The sequence below is a fragment of the Microcoleus sp. MON1_C1 genome, from assembly GCF_036701945.1.
Classification (GTDB): domain Bacteria; phylum Cyanobacteriota; class Cyanobacteriia; order Cyanobacteriales; family Microcoleaceae; genus Microcoleus.
Map to the genome: position 1 here is coordinate 43,439 of NZ_JAUBRO010000031.1, position 20,098 is coordinate 63,536.

Annotated in this window: 11 protein-coding genes, 1 tRNA gene and 1 pseudogene; 3 read left to right on the forward strand and 10 right to left on the reverse strand. The window is 44.8% G+C overall.

The features are described from left to right. Positions 1-29: 29 nt before the first annotated feature. The 4 genes from QUA62_RS18325 to QUA62_RS18340 all read right to left on the reverse strand — a co-directional run bounded on the left by QUA62_RS18325 (position 30) and on the right by QUA62_RS18340 (position 7,452). Positions 30-2,636, reverse strand: coding sequence for a PAS domain S-box protein (locus QUA62_RS18325; RefSeq protein WP_333405782.1), 2,607 nt, complete (start codon positions 2,634-2,636; stop codon positions 30-32). Then, positions 2,633-3,028 carry a response regulator gene (locus QUA62_RS18330; RefSeq protein ID WP_333405783.1) on the reverse strand — a complete coding sequence of 132 codons (396 nt, stop codon included), beginning with the start codon at positions 3,026-3,028 and terminating at the stop codon, positions 2,633-2,635. The genes QUA62_RS18325 and QUA62_RS18330 overlap by 4 nt, the downstream gene beginning before the upstream one ends. Positions 3,029-3,155: 127 nt before the next feature. Further along, positions 3,156-4,592: a response regulator gene (locus tag QUA62_RS18335; protein WP_333405784.1), complete on the reverse strand. Its 1,437-nt coding sequence runs from the start codon at positions 4,590-4,592 to the stop codon at positions 3,156-3,158. Next, a complete protein-coding gene (locus QUA62_RS18340) occupies positions 4,585-7,452 on the reverse strand; it encodes an ATP-binding protein (RefSeq protein WP_333405785.1) in 2,868 nt (955 codons plus the stop codon). Before QUA62_RS18340 ends, QUA62_RS18335 begins: the two co-directional genes overlap by 8 nt. 368 nt (positions 7,453-7,820) lie before the next feature. On the opposite strand from QUA62_RS18340, the gene QUA62_RS18345 reads away from it, so the two are divergent. After that, a tRNA-Arg gene (locus tag QUA62_RS18345) sits at positions 7,821-7,893 on the forward strand. Positions 7,894-7,963: 70 nt separating this feature from the next. On the opposite strand, the gene QUA62_RS18350 is transcribed toward QUA62_RS18345, so the two are convergent. The 6 genes and pseudogenes from QUA62_RS18350 to QUA62_RS18375 form a co-directional block, all read right to left on the reverse strand. After that, positions 7,964-9,571: a diguanylate cyclase domain-containing protein gene (locus QUA62_RS18350; RefSeq protein WP_333405786.1), complete on the reverse strand. Its 1,608-nt coding sequence runs from the start codon at positions 9,569-9,571 to the stop codon at positions 7,964-7,966. Positions 9,572-9,585: 14 nt separating this feature from the next. Next, positions 9,586-10,464 carry an alpha/beta hydrolase gene (locus QUA62_RS18355; RefSeq protein ID WP_333405787.1) on the reverse strand — a complete coding sequence of 293 codons (879 nt, stop codon included), beginning with the start codon at positions 10,462-10,464 and terminating at the stop codon, positions 9,586-9,588. A 118-nt stretch (positions 10,465-10,582) separates the two neighbouring features. Continuing rightward, positions 10,583-11,266, reverse strand: a pseudogene (locus tag QUA62_RS18360) (EAL domain-containing protein). Positions 11,267-11,833: 567 nt separating this feature from the next. Then, positions 11,834-13,396 carry a circadian clock protein KaiC gene (gene kaiC, locus QUA62_RS18365; RefSeq protein ID WP_190661008.1) on the reverse strand — a complete coding sequence of 521 codons (1,563 nt, stop codon included), beginning with the start codon at positions 13,394-13,396 and terminating at the stop codon, positions 11,834-11,836. A gap of 346 nt (positions 13,397-13,742) precedes the next feature. Next, positions 13,743-14,057, reverse strand: coding sequence for a circadian clock protein KaiB (gene kaiB, locus QUA62_RS18370; protein WP_006632119.1), 315 nt, complete (start codon positions 14,055-14,057; stop codon positions 13,743-13,745). A gap of 188 nt (positions 14,058-14,245) precedes the next feature. Beyond that, positions 14,246-15,181, reverse strand: coding sequence for a circadian clock protein KaiA (locus QUA62_RS18375; protein ID WP_333405788.1), 936 nt, complete (start codon positions 15,179-15,181; stop codon positions 14,246-14,248). 396 nt (positions 15,182-15,577) lie between these two features. On the opposite strand from QUA62_RS18375, the gene QUA62_RS18380 reads away from it, so the two are divergent. After that, the gene (locus tag QUA62_RS18380) at positions 15,578-18,811 is read left to right on the forward strand and encodes an ATP-binding protein (protein ID WP_333405789.1); all 3,234 of its coding nucleotides are present in this window, start codon (positions 15,578-15,580) and stop codon (positions 18,809-18,811) included. Positions 18,812-19,169: 358 nt separating this feature from the next. Further along, positions 19,170-20,051: a tetratricopeptide repeat protein gene (locus QUA62_RS18385; RefSeq protein ID WP_445301681.1), complete on the forward strand. Its 882-nt coding sequence runs from the start codon at positions 19,170-19,172 to the stop codon at positions 20,049-20,051. Positions 20,052-20,098 lie beyond the last annotated feature (47 nt).

Genomic DNA, 20,098 nt, shown 5'->3' on the forward strand with positions numbered 1-20,098 from the left:
AATTCTCAAATCTCAACTCTCAAATGCTATTATGCAGGAGCGATCGCTCCTTTCAGACACCGCTGCAGATAAATTTGAGCTACCTTATCATTAGGGTTGATTTCCAAGCAGGCCGAAAACAATCTTATAGCTTCGCCACACTTGTCACTATTGTAGAGTACCAAAGCTTGCTCAAACATTGTCTTTGTCTCTAACTTTTTCTGTCGTAACTCTGGCGGATCGGCCGCAAATACTTCATAAAGTGTTACCATTCGCGATTTGCCTTTAACTGCTACGCGATCTATCAACCTCAAATCATAAATATCGTTTAACTGTATAAAAGTATTGTGAGTAATTAACATCGAAACTTCATACTCTTTCGTCAAAGTTTCCACGCGGGAGGCTAAGTTTACCGCATCGCTAATCACCGTGCTGTCCATTCGACTTTGGCCGCCCACCGTGCCTAACATCAAAGAACCCGTATTGATTCCAATGCCAATTTGCAGCGGCGGGCGATCGACCTGATTACGACTAATATTATACTCGTTAAGCTCTTCTAGCATGGCAATTCCCGCTTTCACAGCATCGTCCGCACTGCCATCAAACAGCGCCATAATCGCATCGCCAATGTATTTATCAATAAAACCAAAATTGTTAGTAATAGCCGGTTCCATCCGCGACAAATAAGCATTAATAAATTGAAAACTTTCTTCGGGATTCATCGTTTCAGAAACTGAAGTGAAATCGCGAATATCTGAAAACAGCACCGACATTTCTTTCTGTACCTGATCGCCTAATTTTACTTCCAGAATACTTTCATATCCCAGAAAGTGGAGAAATTCGTGCGGCACAAACCGCCCGTAAGCATCTGTTAATTTTTCTTCCGCTGCTAAAGCTTTTTGTAACTCGTCTGTGAATTGCCGGCGCTCGGTTTCTACCTCTTGACGCTCTGTGATGTCTTGAAAAGCTGCGATCGCGTAAACTATGTTTTTCCGTTCGTCGTAGATGGGAGTCGCCCAAACCTCGATCGGCACAATCCGATCCGACCCATGAACTTCTAGATCGTCCATACGCACAAATTCTCCCCGCAACGCCCGAACAATCGGTTGGCTATCCCTCGGATACAATTGATTAGTTCCAGGGTCGTAAAAATGATAAGCTTCAGGAAATTGGTCAGTAGCCCCATCAAAAATTAAACCTTGGGCTAGTATCCTTTCCCCCCAAGAATTCATGTAAAAAGGTTTACCCTTACCATCGACAACAAATATTCCCACTGGCATCGCTTCCAGGAATTGAGTCAATCGGCTTTCGTTTTCTGACAGTGCCTCATTTAACTTTTCTTTGGCTGCCAAAGCTTTTTCTAAATCATTAGTAAACCTGATTCGTTCCACTTCCACCTGTCTTTGCAAACTAATATCCTTAGCAAAACCCTGATAGTAAAGCACTTCCCCGTTAGCATCATAAACTGTGCGCGCATACTCAGAAATCCAGATAATTCTGCCATCTCGACAGTAAACCTGAGACTCAAACTCACACAGAGTACCGTGCTGTTTCATCAGCGCCAGAAACTCTTGACGGCGGTTCGGTTCCACGTACAATTGCTGCTGAGTATCATTAATACTTTCTATCAATTCTGACGCGGAATCGTAGCCGTAAATTTCCGCCAGAGCAGGATTCGCACTAATAAAATGTCCGTCCGGCGTCGTCTGAAAAATACCTTCTAGAGCATTTTCAAATATCCCGCGATACTTCTCTTCAGCTTGAATTAGCGCCGCTTCAGCTTCCTTGCGTTCAGTTATGTCACTAAAAGCAATAATCGCATAGGAAATGTCGCCTGTAGAATCATAAATTGGAGTTGCCCAACTCTCTACAGGAATAATCTTATTAGCTGTACGAATTTCTACACTTTCAGTCCGCACATTTTCGCCCCGAAGCGCTCGCATAATTGGCAATTCTTCCACGGGACATCTCTGATTAGTCCCGGCTTTATAGAATTGATAAATTGCTGCTTTTTGCTCTGAATTAATATGCGGCACAGTGCCTTTGCCAAATACATCTCGCGCCTTCTGGTTAGCGTAGAAAGATTGCCCGTTTGCATCAAGTACACATACGCCCAATGGCATAGCTTCTAGATATTGGGTCAAGCGACTTTCGTTTTCATGGAGTTTGGCAATCAGCATTGCCTGCTTGCGGTTTAATTTTACCAACTCCTGATTCATTTCCTGAAGTTCTATTTGTTTTTTAGCTAACTCTTTATCTTGAAAATATTTATATATTGCCTCAGTAACAGTTAACTTTAAGTCATCAGATTGCCAAGGTTTAGGTATATATCGGTACAATTTAGCATAGTTAATAGCATTGGCTACCGCCTCCAAATCTGCCTGCCCCGTCAGCATAATCTTGAGAGTGTTCGGCGAGATAGCATGAACGCTCCTTAATAGTTCGTCTCCTTTCATACTAGGCATGATATGATCCGAAATAACTAAAGGAACCTCATACTGTTCTGCTAAAAGTTCGGACAGCAACTCTAAAGCTTCTTCGCCACTTTGGGCGGTTTCAATTAAATATTTATCTTCAAAGGCTTTTAGCAGGTCTATTTCCAGACTATCGAGGATAGTCTGCTCATCATCGACACAAATAATGACTGGTTTTTTCATAAATTTGCTAGACCAGACTTAATCGCTTCAATTAGTTCTTGATTTTGCCAGGGTTTTTCTATGAAAGCATGAAGATTTGCTTGAATTTTTGTTCGTTCGATGGCTTCTTTGTCTACTTGTCCCGTCAGCATCACTGTCACAATTTGCGGATATTTTTGATGAATTTTAATTAGCAACTCATCTCCTTTCATTCCGGGCATCAACCAATCCGAGACAATCACTAGAATCTTAACCTCAGCTTCAGATAGCTCTTCAATAATCTCTAGGGCTTCGGCAGCACTTTCAGCAAATTCCCAAAGATATTTACCGTTAAAAGCCTGTTGCAGTTCAATTTCCAGACTTTGCAACACCCCTACTTCATCGTCAACACACAAAATTGCTGGTTTAGACATCGCTAGTTTCCTTCTTTAGTTTGGGAGGGTGAAGCCCGATGGGTAAGCACACCGTTTTCCAAATTCTACATTCCGCGCGGGTAGACTGCAAATTTTTAGCCCCCGCCTTCAGTCTGCGACGCTTTACCTACTCAGTTAAATTAATCGGCAAAGAAACTGTAAATACGGTATTACCGGGTGCCGACTCGACATCAATTTTACCCTGATGTTTTTCAATTATTTTTTTGACAATATCCAATCCCAACCCGCTGCCTTCTCCCGCAGGTTTAGTAGTAAAAAAAGGCTCAAAAATTTTCGGAATAATCTCCGGTTGAATCCCCTTACCGCTGTCAGTAATTTTTACCAAGACGCTGGTATCTTGTTGTACCGCGTCAATTGTTAAAGTTCCTTGATTGTCCATCGCTTGTAAGGCATTGTGAATTAAATTTGTCCACACTTGATTGAGTTCGTCGGGATAACACAGTACCGCAGGCAATTGATCTTGATAATTTCTGACGACTTCCACACCCTGCTTGATTTGGTTTTGATAAAGAGTTAATACAGTTTCAATTCCATGCGTAATATTCACCTGTATTTTTTCCCCATTTACATCGTAACGCGCATAATTTTTTAGGGCAAAGACGACTTTTGCAGCGCGTTCAGTAGCGGTAGCGATGGTTCGGGCGCTTCGGTGGATGCTAGCAAAGTCGTAGGCTGTTTTTATAATATTTTCGCTGTCCGGGTCTTTGAGCAACGGCAAGAATTCTTGCAAATTTCCCTGCAATCCGATATTGACTAAAATGCTAGCAAGGCTGTCAGCATTGTCAATCTCTTCCGACTCTAGTTGCTGCTTCACGGTTTTTTTCAATCCCCGTTTTTCTCGCGTAGATAAAGAGTAAGTTTGTTGGCTGGAACTGTACATCAAACGCAAGAAATCGTGCTCGCGTTCTGCTGACAGTTCTTTAAAAAAAACTGGCAAACTTTCGAGATTGTTATCCAAAAAGCTGGTAATATTTCCAATTGACGACCGAATCGCGCCCAAGGGCGTATTAATTTCGTGAGCAATGCCCGCAATCAGTTGCCCTAATGCCGCCATTTTTTCTGATTGCACTAATTGATTCTGAGTAGCTTGCAGTTGGTCTAAAGTAACTGTAAGTTCATTGTTTTTCTGTTGGAGTTTTTTTTGCAACTGGCACATTGCTAAATGGGTTTCTACCCTAACTATAACCTCTTCCACCTGAAACGGCTTGGTAATATAATCTACGCCGCCCACCGCAAAGGCTTTCACCTTATCTAGTACGTCATTAATCGCGCTAATAAAAATCACCGGAATGTCGCGAGTGCGTTCATCAGCTTTGATTTTTTCGCAAACTTCATACCCATTCATTTCGGGCATCATAATATCCAGCAAAATCAAATCTGGAGGCATACCTTTTGCCGCAGAAAGCGCTAACTCACCGCTAGGTACGGGGCGGACTTTATAGCCCTTGCCATTCAAAATTCCGGCTAGCAGTCGCAAATTAGCTGGGGTGTCGTCAACTACTAAAATATTACCGCGATCGGTGCTAGCAAGGTCGTTATTCATGTGATATTGCTTGAGATATTAACTTTAAAATTTTGTCGTACTCGAAATTTTCTATACAATTGGCGATCGCACCAGCCGTTACTGCATCCTTTAATCGAATTTGCTCGATCGAGCTATCAATTACATCCGTATCTGCATTTAGTATAGCCAGCTTTAAATCTGATACCAGCGGCTCAGGCAATTTCACGAAATCAGCCGCCGTCATTGCGCGATCGCCCTCTTTGATTGCCGATAAATTAGTTTGACCCGGATCTTCATAAATATAGCGCACTCCGATATGTTTGTGCATAGCATCAAAAATATCGGCTTCCCGGAAAGGCTTCCTCATAAAAGCATCGCAACCCGCCGATAAAATAACTGCCCGTTCTTCCTCCAAAACGCTCGCTGTCAGCGCAATAATCGCAGTTGCTTGACCTTTAATAGTACCTTTAATGTATTGCGTAGCTTCGTAGCCGTCCATCACAGGCATTCTCATGTCCATCCAAATTAGATGCGGTTCCCAACTATTCCAAATCTCAATAGCTTCTTGACCGTTAGTAGCTTCTTTTATTTCAAAACCCAGAGGATAGAGGATTTTAATTAACAGTTGGCGGTTGAGCGGTTTATCGTCTACTATCAAAATTCGATAGGTGTGTTGGTTGGGAACCAGTGCAATAACATTCCGGCTGGGTTTTGGGCTTTCAATATCAGCCGCATTGACCGCAATAACTTGAATGTCAAACTTAAAATTAGTTCCCTTGCCCACAGCAGAAGAGACGCTCATCTTGCCGCCCATTAATTCCACAAATTTGCGGCTGATTGGCAATCCCAAGCCTGTACCTTCTTGCGAATCTTTCCCTGTCTTGGTTTGCACGAAAGGTTCAAAAATAGCGTCTAATTCATTGGTAGCAATACCGGAACCAGTATCTTCGACTTCAAAATGAAGGAAGAAGGAAAAGGCAGACGCTGAATCGTCACTTGGCGTGGCAATAATCTGGTTTTTAGAGTGACTGAATTGAGATATGTTAAGACCATTAATTGCTGGACTTTCTGTATTTTGTGATAGTTCGGGGTGAGCAAAATTTTCCCCTTCTACCTGCTGATTTCTATCTAATGACTGCTTGCTAACTCTGACGGCTACACTCCCCTCATGGGTAAATTTAAGAGAGTTGTTGAGCAGATTAATTAAGATTTGTCGCAACTTTACGTCGTCGGCTTCTACATATTGCGGCACGTCGGGACTGCGGTCAAAAACTAACTGCAACTGCTTGTCATCTGCTTTGAGTTCAAACATATCTTCCAAGTCGTTTAGCAGGCGATAGAGGTCAAATTTTTTGGGATTGAGGGTGGTACGCCCGGATTCAATTTTAGATAAATCGAGTACGTTATTAATCAGGGTGAGCAGGTGTTCTCCGCTGCTGCTAATTATGCTAATGTTTTCTTGATGTTCTGGGGATAGAGTTCGGCTGCGAGTCATCAGTTGGGAAAAGCCCAGAATTGCATTGAGAGGCGATCGCAATTCGTGGCTCATGTTAGCAAGAAATGTGCTTTTAGCTTGATTCGCTACCTCTGCTTTGTCTTTAGCTACAGCCAATTCTGCCGTCCGCTCTTGCACTCGGTTTTCTAAAGTTTCAAAAGATTGTTGCAGTTGTTGAGCCATGCTGTTAAATGACTTGGCTAATTCCCCCAATTCGTCGGAGCGTTCACTTTCTACGGTTGTGTCCCATTCACCTTTAGCAATATTTTTTGCGGCTGCATTTAAGCTCAAAATAGGGTTTGTTACCCACCGAGAAGTCAGAATGCCGATCGCCACCGCTACTCCTAAAGCTGCGAAACAAAGCAAAACCGCTGTGCGAGTATTGGCATCAATTTCTGCGGTGAAATCAGCTTCGGGAACAACTACGACAATCAGCCAGTCTAAACCTTTGCCGTCTTGGAACGGCAGGACTTTTAAAAAGTGTCGCTTGTGATTTATTTCAAAGCTCAATAACTCCGCTTTTTTAATTAGGTCGAATTTTTGATACTGTGCAGTTAAATATTTAGCTGTAGATCGAGTAAAAGGGTTGCTGCTTTCTTCCACTTTAAACAATTGCCTTTCATTACCTTTAGTGCGAAACGGTTTTTCTGGGGTGGAAGTTGCTAACAAAGTACCCTGGCGATCTATAATAAATGTTTGACCGGATTTGCCGACTTTGAGACTGTGGAGAAATATTCCAAGATGGTCGAGACGCAAGGCAGCAAATAATCCTCCTTCTAGCTGATTTTTGTCGCTGTATACGGGTTGGAGAGCGCTGATAATTAAGGTCGGCTCTAGTAAGGAAATATAAACCGAACTCCAAGTAGGTTGACCGACTTTTACGGCTTTTTTGTACGCAGTATTTTGCCGATTGTCAAAGTTTTTGACAACGGTGGCAACTGTAGTCCGATCGCCTCGCTCGTTCGTGTTGTAAGAATAAAAATTTAACCCAGTAGATTTTTCTATCACATTCATCGTGCGGGAGCCGTTAGAAAGTTGTTCACCGGATCTATAATCTCCCTTCTCGTTGCCAACCGAGGTAAAATTGATATAGGGATATAATTGTACTTGTCGCCAAAGATATTTCTCCCAAGCTGATAAGTTCTCCATCTTTAACAAGCCGAGCTTGACAGCATCCAGCTTGGTTTGATTGATTAGATGGGGAGTTGTCAGGTAAACTTGCAGGTTTTGCTCGACACGCAAACTCACCTCGCTCATTAACTGACTGGCAAGGTTATTAACTGCTTTTTGTCCGTTTCTAAAAGACAGATCTCCTACGAGTCCCACGGCTCCCACGATTTGCAGTACAAAGGGAAATATGAGAACAGTTCGCAGCGGTAATTTGTCTAAAAGTTTAGAAACCATAAGATTGAGAGGTTTGGTGAACTTAGTCTAGAACCGTATTTGCACAACGGGTCTTAATAGCAGCACCATTTATTTACTGCCGCTTAGGTAGGGGGAATTGATGCGGGCTATTTTAGCTGTGGTAGATGCTCGATCCCGATCGAATGTGCACCTAATGTTTACTCGATTAAAATCTATTATTTTATCCATTGTCGTATTATTGTTACCATTTAGGTAAAAGTTGCAGTCTCTGGGTTCGAGAACAGCCTGATATTTGATCGCGCGGGCGAGTTGAACCCGGAGGGGTCAAGCGGTTTGGAGGCTGGTCAGGAAATTTGCGATCGGCACTCGCCATTTTCCGCAAGACGTGTTATACTGTAAACAGTCGAGGGCACGTAGCTCAGTGGATAGAGCATCAGGTTCCGGTCCTGAGGGTCGGGGGTTCAAATCCCTCCGTGCTCATTGAAATTTATTGAATGACTGACTGTGAGACCGAGGACAAATTTTTGTCCTCGGTCTTAATTATTGTGATTTAAGCGCCAGTGTCAAAAATCGAATCGCCACTGTACTCGCATATCGCAGACTGATTGCGCCCCTGTTGCTTGGCCCGGTATAGTGAACGATCGGCGATCGCAATCAAGTCAGCCGATGATAGTTCCGAAATCGGAATCAAGTTGGCGATACCCATACTAATAGTAACTACATCACTCACATCAGAGGTTTTGTGAGGAATATGTAAAGCTTTAATAGCAGCGTGAATCCGTTGGGCCACCGAACTCGCTCCTTCAATATCAGTATTAGGCAAAATGATGGCAAATTCTTCTCCGCCGTAACGCGCCACCAAATCCGCCGGACGGTACACTACCTCTTGCACAGTCTGAGCAAGTTTGAACAGACAATCATCCCCCATTAGATGACCGTAGCAATCATTATAACGTTTGAAATAATCCACATCAAACAACAAAAGAGAAAGAGGTTTTTGTTCCCGGTATAGCCGCTGCCATTCATGCTCTAAGCGGTCATTAAAACAGCGGCGATTAGCAATTTGAGTTAATCCATCAATATTGACCACTTGTTCTAAGAGGTGAGTAGCGCGAGCTAGTTCTTCGTTAGAGAGTGCAAGTTGTTGATTAATTTCTCTCATTCGCGCTTGGGCCTGCTGCCTTTCTGCCAATTCCTTCTGCAACTTCTGAAAAATATCCGCTTGTTTAATGGCGATCGCTAACTGATTAGCAATCTGTTTAACAAGGTCAACTTCAAATTCTTCCCATTGCCGAGGAGCAGAACATTGATGAATACATAACAACCCCCACAAATCTTGTCCATTGAGCAACGGCGCAACTAAATTAGCCCGAACAGGAAATTGTTTCCAAAGAGCGCGGTAACAGTGTTGAAGGTCAATCTTATTGAGATCTTGAACTACCTGCATTCTCCCTTCTTGATATGAATCAGGATCTTGTTCACCAGCACACGGGTCGTTAAATTGATTTCTGCTTACCAATTTACATCCTTCGCCTACGGATTCTGAAACAAACTCACCATATCCAAATTTACTGTCAGGAGCGAACTTAAATATGCCGACGCGCTCGGCTTCAAGAAACAGGCGAATCTCCTGCGAAGCAATCTCAAAAATTGTAGACAAATCAAGAGATTGACGAATGTGTAGAGTAATTTCTTGAAGTAATATCGCCTTGTCGTACTGTTTCCGCAGAGCTATTTCCGCTTGCTTTTGGGCGATAATAGCTGCCTCTGCTGCTTTTTTTGCTTTAATAATTTCACTTTCGTACAGGATACGCTGGCGGATACAGAGCAAGATGCAATCGTTGACGGAGCTTCCTTCCTTCTCCCGACGCACAGCGTTGATCAGCATAGGTATATCACTACCCTGCTTTGATCTTAATGAGAAGTAAATTTCCTCTACTTTACCGTCAAGCTTCAACAGGGGGAAGAAATGGGTTTGAAAAAAAATCCGGCTGGCCATTGGCAGAATAAAGTCCATTTTCCGTTCCCGCAGTTCATCGGTTTCGTATCCGAGTAATTGCAGTAATGTGGCGTTGACCATTAGGATCGTACCATCGTCAGCAAACGAGAGGAATCCACAGGGTGACTTGTTGAGTAGCTCGTCTATCTGGTAGGTCATATTTGCCATACAAATCAGGTAGTATGAGGTTCACTCAAATACTCCTTAATCAGGTCGATCGTCTCTTCTGGATGACTCAGGTGCGGGCAATGTCCCGTAGCTTTCATCAGCCGTAGCGTACTTTTAGGCAGGTGGCGGTGGAGATAATGCCCTACCTCAGTGGGAGCTACCATGTCATCAGTGCATTGCAATATCAGTGAAGGTACTGAGGCATTCGCTAAATCAGTGCGATTGTCAGAGTAAAAAGTCACCTCGGCAAAGCGACTTGCAACCACCGGATCGGTGGAGCAAAAACTTGTCTCAAGTTCCTCACTTAACTCAGGACGATCCTGATTCTGCATCACCATTGGCGCCAGAAAGCTTGCCCAACCAATGTAATTTTTATCCATGATATCGAGGAGATCCTCAATATCTTTGCGCTCAAACCCTCCGTAATAATTTGGTAAATCATTGATGTAGCAGGGTGAAGGTGCTACGAAAATCAGGCGATCAAAGTAATTAGGAGCTTGAATAGAGGACAGAAGGCCGATCATAGTGCTGACCGAATGACCGACAAAAATCACATTTGTCAACGCCAATTCTTGACAGATATCGAGGACATCCTGAACATAGCCATTGAGGTCGCTGTACCGTTCATAACTGTAGGCACTAATATCAGACTGTCCAGAACCTACATAATCAAATAGGATGATTTTGTAGTCCTTCTCGAAGGCCGGTGTTACGAAACGCCACATATTTTGATCGCACCCAAATCCATGAGCAAACATCATCGTCTGGGTGCCTTGTCCAAACATTTTTATATTATTCCGTCGTAAAATTTTATGAGTCATTTGCTCGACACGAGGATTAAATTGATTATAAGACTTTTGCGCGCTTTTATGAGGATTGCTCATCCCAAAGACTGGTAGACAACAATTCAGGATGTCGGATTAATTGAGTGGCAACCTCAGCACTGACAGGCTGGCTAAACATAATATAACCCTGCCCGATTTCACAGGCGATCGCTTGTAACTATTGCAATTGCGCTGGGGTTTCAATTCTTTCGGCAATTGTGCTCACATTTAAGCCATGTGGGATTACAACTATGGGTTGGGCAATTCCGCGAGCGATCGGAGCGCTGGCTAAATCGCGGACAAATGAGCGATCAATTTTGAGCGACTTCACCAGAAAATTTTTCAGGTTGTTGAAAGCAGCATAGGCAGTCGCAAAATCATCGACATAAATCTCAATATTATGCTCCGATCATTGGCTCAAAAGATTGTAGGTAATGTCAACATTAAGCATTATTGCCGTTCCCGTAATCTCTAGCTATGGATATTTTGGCTTCATATCGGTGCGCTCAAGGAGGCGATCGCTCTTAGCGATTAAAGTCGGTTGGCTGAGTTGACGTGCCGACAGATTCACCGCGATATTAGGAAGAATTAGTTTTGCTGCTAGCCACTGCTGATATTCCAGCAAGCTTGCTCTAAAATCCATTTGCCCTTCGGGTAAAATCAATCCAGTTTTTTCGGCGATGGGAATACATCGATGGCGATGAATCCAACCTAGTTGAGGAGAATATCCTCCTACTAGAACTTTAACACCAGCAAGGCTACCTGTTTGCCAATCGAGCTGAGGTTTATCGTACAGCAAGTATTGGCTTTCCAAGCACAATTCAAGAGATTTGCGATCGCCAGGGTATTGGATTTGGCCCAAGGTATTGTGGCTGTGTAAAAACTATAGGTATTGGGCCCAAATCCTTAACGTAATATACGGAAATATCTGCATTTTTGAGCAAGCTATCGAACTTCATTTCATCTTGTGAATCTAGGGAGACGCCAATACTGCTGATGAGGTGTAAATAATGATTTTGGAAAAGAAAATTAGCTTTAATATTTTTGTAGAGGTAATCCCCCCGAGTTTCCCTAATCTAGGGGTAGTAGGGATAGGCACGATGCGGCACTAAGCTGCTAGGCCAGAAAGATTTTCTGTTAGGTTCGAGAATCGGATAGAGAGAGGATTTTAGGATTTTTGAGATGTCATTGAAATATACAATTTAGAGGGAAAACAGCTTACCCCTAGATTTTTACCAAAACCTATTTAGTGGGATTGCTATAGCAAAAGGCGCTGATGCAGAAGGCAATAAAAGCTCCTATTTCAGCAATTAAGAACCTCCAAAACCTTGTCGCGGTTGCTATAAATTTTCACAAACTCCTCAAATTAAAAAAGTTGGGTTTCCTAGCTCAACCCAACCTACTTTTAATAAAGAATGACTGTTAAATCTCAAATATCCTCATCGTCTTGGCCTTGCACACCCTGCAGAATCCGCGATAGCTCACTCTTTTCATTAATCGTAATCCGACTCGGAGAACCGCTGATAATCCGTTCGTAACCACGGAACGAATCTTTAATTTGCGGCCCTCTTTCAGTAATCGTGTATTCCCGGATTCCTTTGTCGTGCCACGAACCGCGCATCTTAAACACATTAATTGCCCGCGACATTTCTCCTCGAATCTCTACATACTGCAGCATGATAATCGTGTCAGTAATCGTAGAAATATGGGAGTCCGTAATCGAATGAGCACCCATAAACTGGTCGCTTGTATTTGTGAAAAACCCGGTTATTTCTTCCTGCTTCGCAAAACCTGTCACTCCGATCACAAATTGCCTGAAAGCATTATTGCTGACACCCCTAGCTAAGGCCGACAGCGAGTCTATAGCAATTCGAGAAGGTTTGAACTCAGCAATTTCTGATTTAATAGTCTGCAAGTGGTCTTCCAAACCGGCAGATTCCGGGTAAGTACACAGCAGCTTTAGCAGTCCTTTCTCTTCCATTTCCTCAAAATCAATGCCCCAAGAATAAGCATTGCGGAACAACTGAGCACGCGACTCTTCATAGGCAAACAGCAGCGCCCGATTGCCGTTCATACAAGCATTCTGCAAGAACTTGCTCACCAACAGGGTTTTGCCGGTTCCCGTTGCACCCGTAGCCAAAATAATTGAGTCTTTGAAGAAACCGCCACCGCACATCTCGTCGAGAGTTTTATCCCCGGAAGAAACCCGCACGTTTGAAGACTTTTGAGTTAATCGCATCGCCCCCAACGGGAAAATATTAATTCCGTCATTAGTCATAGTAAAAGGATATTCGCCCTTCATGTGGGTTGTACCCCGCAACTTCAAAATTTCCATGGTGCGGCGGCGGCGTTCCCCTTCCAAAACGTTGCGAACAATCACCACATTATCCGACACAAACTCTTCCACTCCAAACCGCGCCACCGGGCCGTATTCTTCCACCCGTTCCGTCGTCATAACTGTAGTTGCTCCGACTTGTTTGAGGCGCGCAACTAAGCGGAAAATTTCTCGGCGCACCACCGATGCAGCATCGTACTGCTGAAATACGGCGGTCACTGAATCTATAGAAACCCGCTTGGCTTTGTACTTGCGAATGGCGTACTGGATTCGCTCGATTAAGGCAGATAAATCAAAATTCCCTACGATATCTTGACCTTCCGGGTCCGGGGAAGCGTCCAAAATAAATAGCTTGCCTTCCTCGATTAACTGTGCCAGATCCCAACCGAAACTGCAAGCATTTTTAATAATATCTGCTGGAGATTCTTCAAAAGTTACGAAAACTCCAGCTTCGTCAAAATGGGTAATTCCGTTATAGAGAAATTGTACGGCAAATAAAGTTTTTCCCGTTCCTGACGTGCCGCTGACTAGGGTGGTTCTGCCGAGCGGCATTCCGCCGTGACTGATGTCATCGAAACCCTCAATCATCGTGCGAATTTTTTCAACTCCTGCCGTTCCCAATCCTTGTCGTTGAACCGTTTGACTAATTTCATTCATGTCGATTTTTGTCAACTCTCAGTATTCTTTAGTTGTCACTCATTAACCGCCGATCATGAGTCTTTGTACCCAGCTTTTAGTTTTGGCTCTTGCTCAATAACTAATGACTGCTGACTGCTGACTAATGACCCCCGCCCAAAAACCGATACCGTGCCACGTACTCCTGTCGTGGAAAGATAAAAATTTTAGACTTTTGTTCAACCTCCCAGATTCATCTGTTGAGTAAATCTAAAATATAAAAGCGTTCGACTGAGCGCGACTCGACGCTTCGACTGAGCGCTCGCCGAACGTTTCACGCCAAACCGAAGTCTCAAATCTAAAATCGACTGACTCTCACCTGATTATCTTATGAATTCAGGTCTTCTTCGCGAAGTTCTTCATAGAGCAAATCTAATCCTATCAGAACTTTCTCGCGATCGGACAAATCGCCAATAATTTTTCGCACCGGCGGCGGCAGGATTTTGGCCAGCGTTGGGGTTGCCAATATTTTGTCCTCTTCTGCTAGCTGAGGATTTTTGAGAACATCTATGACTTTCAGCGCGTATACGCCTTGAAATTCTTGTTCTAGGATGTCCTTTAGGGTTTTCAAAGCTCGCACGGAGTTGGGAGTATTCCCCGCCACGTACAGCTTCAGAACGTAGGTTTTCTTCAGAGGACTCATGAACTTTTTTAAATGTTGAGTATTAGTTGCCAGATGTTAGTTGTAGTTGTTATTTGTCTTAAATCCGCTGTTCTTTGTTATTTTATAATAATTTCCGCCTCGCGCTCGCGCGGCCGTTTGTCGGCTCCTTTCTTTTTTGTTAGATTCTACCTTCTACCTTTTCTTTCTTAAATTATGCCGAATCCCTTCTACATTCTACCTGGAGAGGTTTCTTTCGGAATCGATCGCCGATACATCTCGCACATATGAGCGATCGCGTCAATCAGAGTCAAGCGGTAATCGAGCAATATTTCCTCGCTGCGCCCTTCTATTTTTAGCTGTTTAGCAAACTCGTCTATCAATTCCATGTGAATTTCTACAATTTGAGTCACCGGAACGTCAGCAAAAAAAGCCAAATTCACAAATTCATCTATTTGATTGTTGACCGCAGTATCTTGAGAAAAATAATTCAAAAGGATGTCGCGATAACTCGACTTGAGTTGCTCCAAAAACTTTTGTTTCTCAGCTCCCGGCAGATTTTTCAAAAAAATCTGGGAATTTCTTTTATAATACACACCTAAGTATCCTAATCGCTCCCGTAATTTTTCCGCCAGCCGCCGCTGCTGTCGGCTGAGCAAACTTTGAGCAGTCAATTGGGCTGTCGCATCGACCGTTACGGATTGGTAATTGACAGGAACCGGAGTTGAAAGTTTTAGAAATTGTGCGATCGCCCGCTCGATACCTGCAGCTATTTCGCTCGATCGAGCGATTGCCAGTTGCACCTCACCAGGGTGATAAAAAAAAGCACAGCTTTCGTCTTGACTCTTGTTGGCGGTACTGGCTGCGGCCTCAAAACCATCTGAATATGGTGCTTCTGGTCTGCCATCTACCTGCGCGTGAGGCGAAAAAATCACAGCAGGCAAAAAGAGCGATCGTTCTTGCAGCTTGCCCAGAAGCGATCGCAGATCCGCATCCACCTCCAAAACCAAACAATCAAGGTGATAATTGTGCTTGAGGAACCCCAAAAACTCCCCTGGCGACTTAATGTGCGTTAAAGCATAGCGATCGCCCCTCAAAAGCTCAATCGCAGAGGCTGCGATTTCCTCAGAGCGGACAAAAATACCGATAGAAAGTTGAGGAAGCAAAGCTGTAGGTGCACCACCTAAGTTGCCTGAAAGTGCTGGCTCGCTCAGAGTTGATATCTCCTTTACAAAAAACTTAACATTTTAACAATCATCTCAACATTTATTTTAACCAATCTTAACCGCAAAATAAGTGATGCGCTTCTACCAGAGGAAGAATCAAAGTTTACTCGGTGGTTTTTGTGTCAAGCACCCTGAGCGTGATTTCTGCAATTAAGCTTAAGCCTTAAAATAATTGTTAGTCGCCTCAAATCAGGTGTAGGCATCGAACTCCCAGGTTTCGGTGCAGAACCCGGGCCTGATAGGGAACTGATATAAAACAAATAAGATACAGAAATCCGCAGCTACATTGAGAATCAAAAATATTACTGCTCTCGCGAGCAGACTCTCAGGTTTGTTATGCCACTCACCAGCCCCAGTATCAAAAATTTTATCGAGCCAGTGCCGCTGTGCCTCCAAACAGCAGCGCTAGAATCGCTGCAGTCAATCTTCAGCTCCTGCAACTGCGATCGAGTCGCAGTAGTCAACGAACAGCTACAGCCGGTGGGATTAGTTTACCTCCGCAGCCTTTGGGCCCGCGCGGCCGATCGCACAAACGACGGGCAGCAACCTTTGTCAGAAAGCCCGATCGCGATCGAACCAGTCAGGGCATTACCAGCCGCTATGAGCGTCAGCGAATTCTGGCAGTACCTGCAAACAGAGGAACAGAACATCCCAGCCCGGCCAAACCGCCAAACCGCCGGCGTTTCATCAAACAACCCGATCGCCCTCACAGATGCCAGCGGTCAATTTTTAGGAATGCTAGACAGCCTGAGCCTGCTGCAATTCGCCGCACTCAACAGCAGCTCGTTCTGCAGCCTCACAGAGCAGGCCACAGCAGTCAAAGAAATCGAATTAAGGCCGATTTCCCAAGCCATCGCCACGGTCCTAGACGCTCAAGTGCGCTTTCTAGAAGCAGGATTGAAACCTTCGGAAAACCTGAACTCCCTAGTCCAACTACTGGAAAAACTGCCCCTGCCCCTGAGATTGCAAACCCCCACCGCACAAATAGTCAGCCAAAACGCAGCGTGGCGGATTTTGCTGGGAGCAGGCCCAGAACCAGTTCCAGAACCAGCAGCAAATTTGGGTAAACACTCGCCCCGCAAACCAAGCCATTTAACAAGCGAATACAAGAGCGTGCAGTTAGAGGGCATCACCACAGACTGCAGGAGCCTAGTAGGAGCAAGTAGAGCGGACGATCGCGATTCAACCGCAGCCACCAGTTGCCCGCTGCCCCTGTACGCTGCAGCCTCCCCCTCAACATTAACCGCTCCAGCTTGGTGTCCCATCGCCGGCAAACCAGACACCTACATTTGCGAGTGCCCCGTACAAAAAGGTCAAGAACGGATCTGGCAATTTGTCAAACAACCGCTCTCAGACCAGCTAATTTTAGTAATGGGACAAGATGTCACCGAAGAACATTTAGTCGCCAAAGAACTAGCAGCGAAAAACGCAGATTTAATCCACCTCAACCGACTCAAAGACGAATTTTTATCCTGCATCAGCCACGAACTAAAAACCCCGCTCACCGCCGTCCTCGGTTTGTCGAGCCTCCTGAAAGATAAATTGATCGGAGAACTCAACGACCGCCAAACACGCTACGCCAAACTAATCCATAAAAGCGGGCGGCATTTGATGACAATTGTTAACGATATATTAGACTTGACCCGGATGGAAACCGGGCAGCTAGAATTAATTCCCGAAGCAGTCGAAATAGCATCAACCTGCCACAGAGCCTTTGAACAAGCAAAACAACTGCAACAGCAAGAAGAAAAAAACCCTCCCGCCCCCAGCAAAACGGACGGTACACCAAACGCAGAACCATCCGCCCAAATAGAGTTTACCCTCGAAATAGAACCGGGACTGAGCCACTTAATTGCCGACGAACTGCGGCTGCGGCAAATGCTGGTTAACCTCCTTTCCAATGCCCTAAAATTCACCGAACTCGGCGGCAAAATCGGATTGAAAGTAAATGTTTGGGAAGGCTGGATCGCATTCACTGTTTGGGACACTGGCATCGGCATCCCCGCCGACAAACAGCACCTGATCTTTCAGAAATTCCAACAGCTAGAAAGCCCCCTCACCAGGCGCTTTCAAGGAACCGGACTGGGACTGGTACTGACTCAACGCCTAGCTCGGCTCCACGGCGGGGACGTTTCGTTTATTTCCTCAGAAAACCAAGGCTCTCAATTTACCCTGCTGCTGCCACCAAATCCTCCGGGAAACAGCAGCGAAGAAATCCCGGCACAGGAAGCGGCTGAGGAAGAATTATTAAAACCCCAATATCCGACTCTGAGCGCCAATTCTCGCTCTCGTTTAGTATTAATAGTCGAAGCAGTTCCCAAATATATCGAAGATTTAACCAACCTCATCTCAGGTTTGGGCTACCAAGTAATAGTCGCCCGTTCCGGCACCGAAGCGCTGGAAAAAGCTCGCAGGTTCAGTCCCGAAGCGATTTTCCTCAACCCGCTGCTGCCGCTGCTGTCGGGTTGGGACGTGCTGACGCTGCTCAAGAGTGACCCGGATACCCGATCGATTCCGGCGATCGTCACGGCCACCAGAGGGGAAAAAGAACGGGCCAGTGTCAACAGAGCCGAAGGCTTTTTGAGCTTGCCGGTGGAAGAACCCGCTTTGCGCCGGCTGCTGGCAGACTTGATCGGTCAGAGTAATGCTAGCAGCCCCAAAGTAAGGAGTTCTTTAACCGTGTTGTGGCTCAGCCCGCAAAACAGTTCGTCTCAAGGTTCCGCTTTACTGCTCAACCCCAACTACTGCCGGGTTTTAGAAGCAGACGACCTCGGCCAAGCAGAACTCGTGGCCAGAATTTGGCGGCCCGACGCGATCGTCTTGGACGGTACAAGTCAACTGCAAAACCCCTTAGCTTTTATCGAACAGTTAAGCCGGTCTCGAAATTTGGGTTCTCTCCCTTTGGTGACTTTAGACCCTCCAACTACGCAACTGGCAAATCAAGTCAAAGGATTGTCGGTATTTCCCTGTTTAGCCACTAGCACTCCTGGTGACAGTGAAACTTCACCTACCGGGTTGGTACCAAGTGCTTTGTGGCAAGTGATTCAAGTTGCTGCTGGCATGAGTTGGAAGCCCAGCATTTTATTTGCAGACATTTCGACTTTACCCGATTTGCACTCCTCTTCTGGGGGGAACCCGACGGAAGAATTGGAACATTGCGATCGATCGACAAATGCCGAGATTCCCCTCCCCAATTCCCAGTTTTCTACTCCTAACTTTCAAGCTTTGATTCAGTACATCCAAACTGCAGGATTTCGAGGGTCGATCGCTTCCTGCTGGACAGAAGTTTTGCAGCAGTTGCAATATCAAAGCGTTGACTTAGTTTTGCTGTGTTTGCGAGATGCCCCCTCAGAATCCCCCGCTATGTTGCAGGCGCTATCGAACCTGCGCCAAATGGCAGTAAAAGTGCCAATTTTAGTCTGGGATTATCGGTCTGCTGTAAATTCGGAATCCGAGGCGATCGACTTTCTACTGCAAGAAGTATCTGCCAAAATTTTGCCTTCTTCCTTATCGGCAGCACAATTATTAGACAAAATTCAACAGACTTTATTAACTCACTCAAATTCCTGAAAATGAAGAATTTACCAGGTTTGTAGTGAGGAATTCACTCCTCTCTAAACCTGTAAAGACAAACTATTATTTCTGAGTGAGAACAGAGTTGGGGAATTCTTTAACGGAAAACCGCCAAGCGTTATTTATTAACTCATTCAAGTTTCTAATAACTCATAATTTTGCCTATTTGTAGTGAGGTTCTCAGTCGTCTATAAAACAGTGAAGAAAAACGGCTACCCTGAGTGTAAACATAATTTGAGAAATATTTAAATGAAAACCCCGAAGTGTTGCGAGTCAAGAAGCAATATCAAAACTCAAAAATATGAGTTATTATAGGCGATCGAGAAACCCTTATATTTTTTTCTGGGGCTGTACAGTGCCTAATCGCATTCCTTTAATATCTCTGCTACTTGCACTCGGTTTGGGGGCAATGCCCGAGCCTGCTGTCGCACAGGCACTCCTGCCTTACACCCTGCAAATCGACTCGGCCCAACTCGAACAAACAGCCTTGAGCCTTGCAGAAGAAGCCGTCCAGCTAGCCAGACTCCAGCAGTACCAACTAGCCGTACCCAGAGCCGAACTCGCCACACAGTTAGCCCCCAAGAATGCTCAAACTTGGACTTTGTTAGGCAGCTTGTACCTTCAAGTCGAGCAGTTTGACAAAGGTATTGAAGCTTTGGGGCAAGCTCAATCTCTGTCGCCAGAAAATCCCTCAATTAAATTTGTCTTGGGAGAAGCTCACTTTCGCAAAGCGAACTACGAGAAAGCAGCCGAATATTTGCAAGCAGGGTTAAAGTTAAAACCCGACACTCCAGGTGCATTATTTGATTTAGGCAATGCTTTTTATAAGCTGAAGCGGTTCGATCAGGCGATCGCCCAATACGAAAAAGCCTTTGCTTTAGAAAAAAACCTGTGGCCTGCTATTAACAATATCGGATTAGTGAAATACGAAATGGGAGATGTTGATAGCGCCATAAAACGCTGGGAACAGGCGATCGCGATCGACGACAAAGCAGCAGAAGCAATGCTAGCTCTAGCAGTAGCACTCTACGGCAAAGGCGACCAAGCAAAAGGCTTAGCGATGGGAGAAGCAGCTCTGAAACTCGACAAACGCTATGCTACCGTAGAATATCTCAAAGAAAACCTCTGGGGCGATCGTTTAATCGCAGATACCCAAAAGTTGCTAGCCACTCCTGAAATGAAAGCAGCACTGGCTAAAATTCAAGACGCCCCACCCCCTACCCAAATGTCGCCTTAATTGTAGTTAAGTTGGTAGTGAGGACTGAAGTCCTCAAAGCCTTTTTT

Excerpts from the sequence above, each read along its gene's own strand:
- kaiB (WP_006632119.1), bottom strand. The coding sequence starts at position 14,057 with ATGAGTCCTCTGAAGAAAACCTACGTTCTGAAGCTGTACGTGGCGGGG.
- QUA62_RS18355 (WP_333405787.1), bottom strand. The coding sequence starts at position 10,464 with ATGAGCAATCCTCATAAAAGCGCGCAAAAGTCTTATAATCAATTTAAT.
- QUA62_RS18335 (WP_333405784.1), bottom strand. The coding sequence starts at position 4,592 with ATGAATAACGACCTTGCTAGCACCGATCGCGGTAATATTTTAGTAGTT.
- QUA62_RS18350 (WP_333405786.1), bottom strand. The coding sequence starts at position 9,571 with ATGACCTACCAGATAGACGAGCTACTCAACAAGTCACCCTGTGGATTC.
- QUA62_RS18380 (WP_333405789.1), top strand. The coding sequence starts at position 15,578 with ATGCCACTCACCAGCCCCAGTATCAAAAATTTTATCGAGCCAGTGCCG.
- QUA62_RS18330 (WP_333405783.1), bottom strand. The coding sequence starts at position 3,028 with ATGTCTAAACCAGCAATTTTGTGTGTTGACGATGAAGTAGGGGTGTTG.
- QUA62_RS18340 (WP_333405785.1), bottom strand. The coding sequence starts at position 7,452 with ATGGTTTCTAAACTTTTAGACAAATTACCGCTGCGAACTGTTCTCATA.
- kaiC (WP_190661008.1), bottom strand. The coding sequence starts at position 13,396 with ATGAATGAAATTAGTCAAACGGTTCAACGACAAGGATTGGGAACGGCA.
- QUA62_RS18325 (WP_333405782.1), bottom strand. The coding sequence starts at position 2,636 with ATGAAAAAACCAGTCATTATTTGTGTCGATGATGAGCAGACTATCCTC.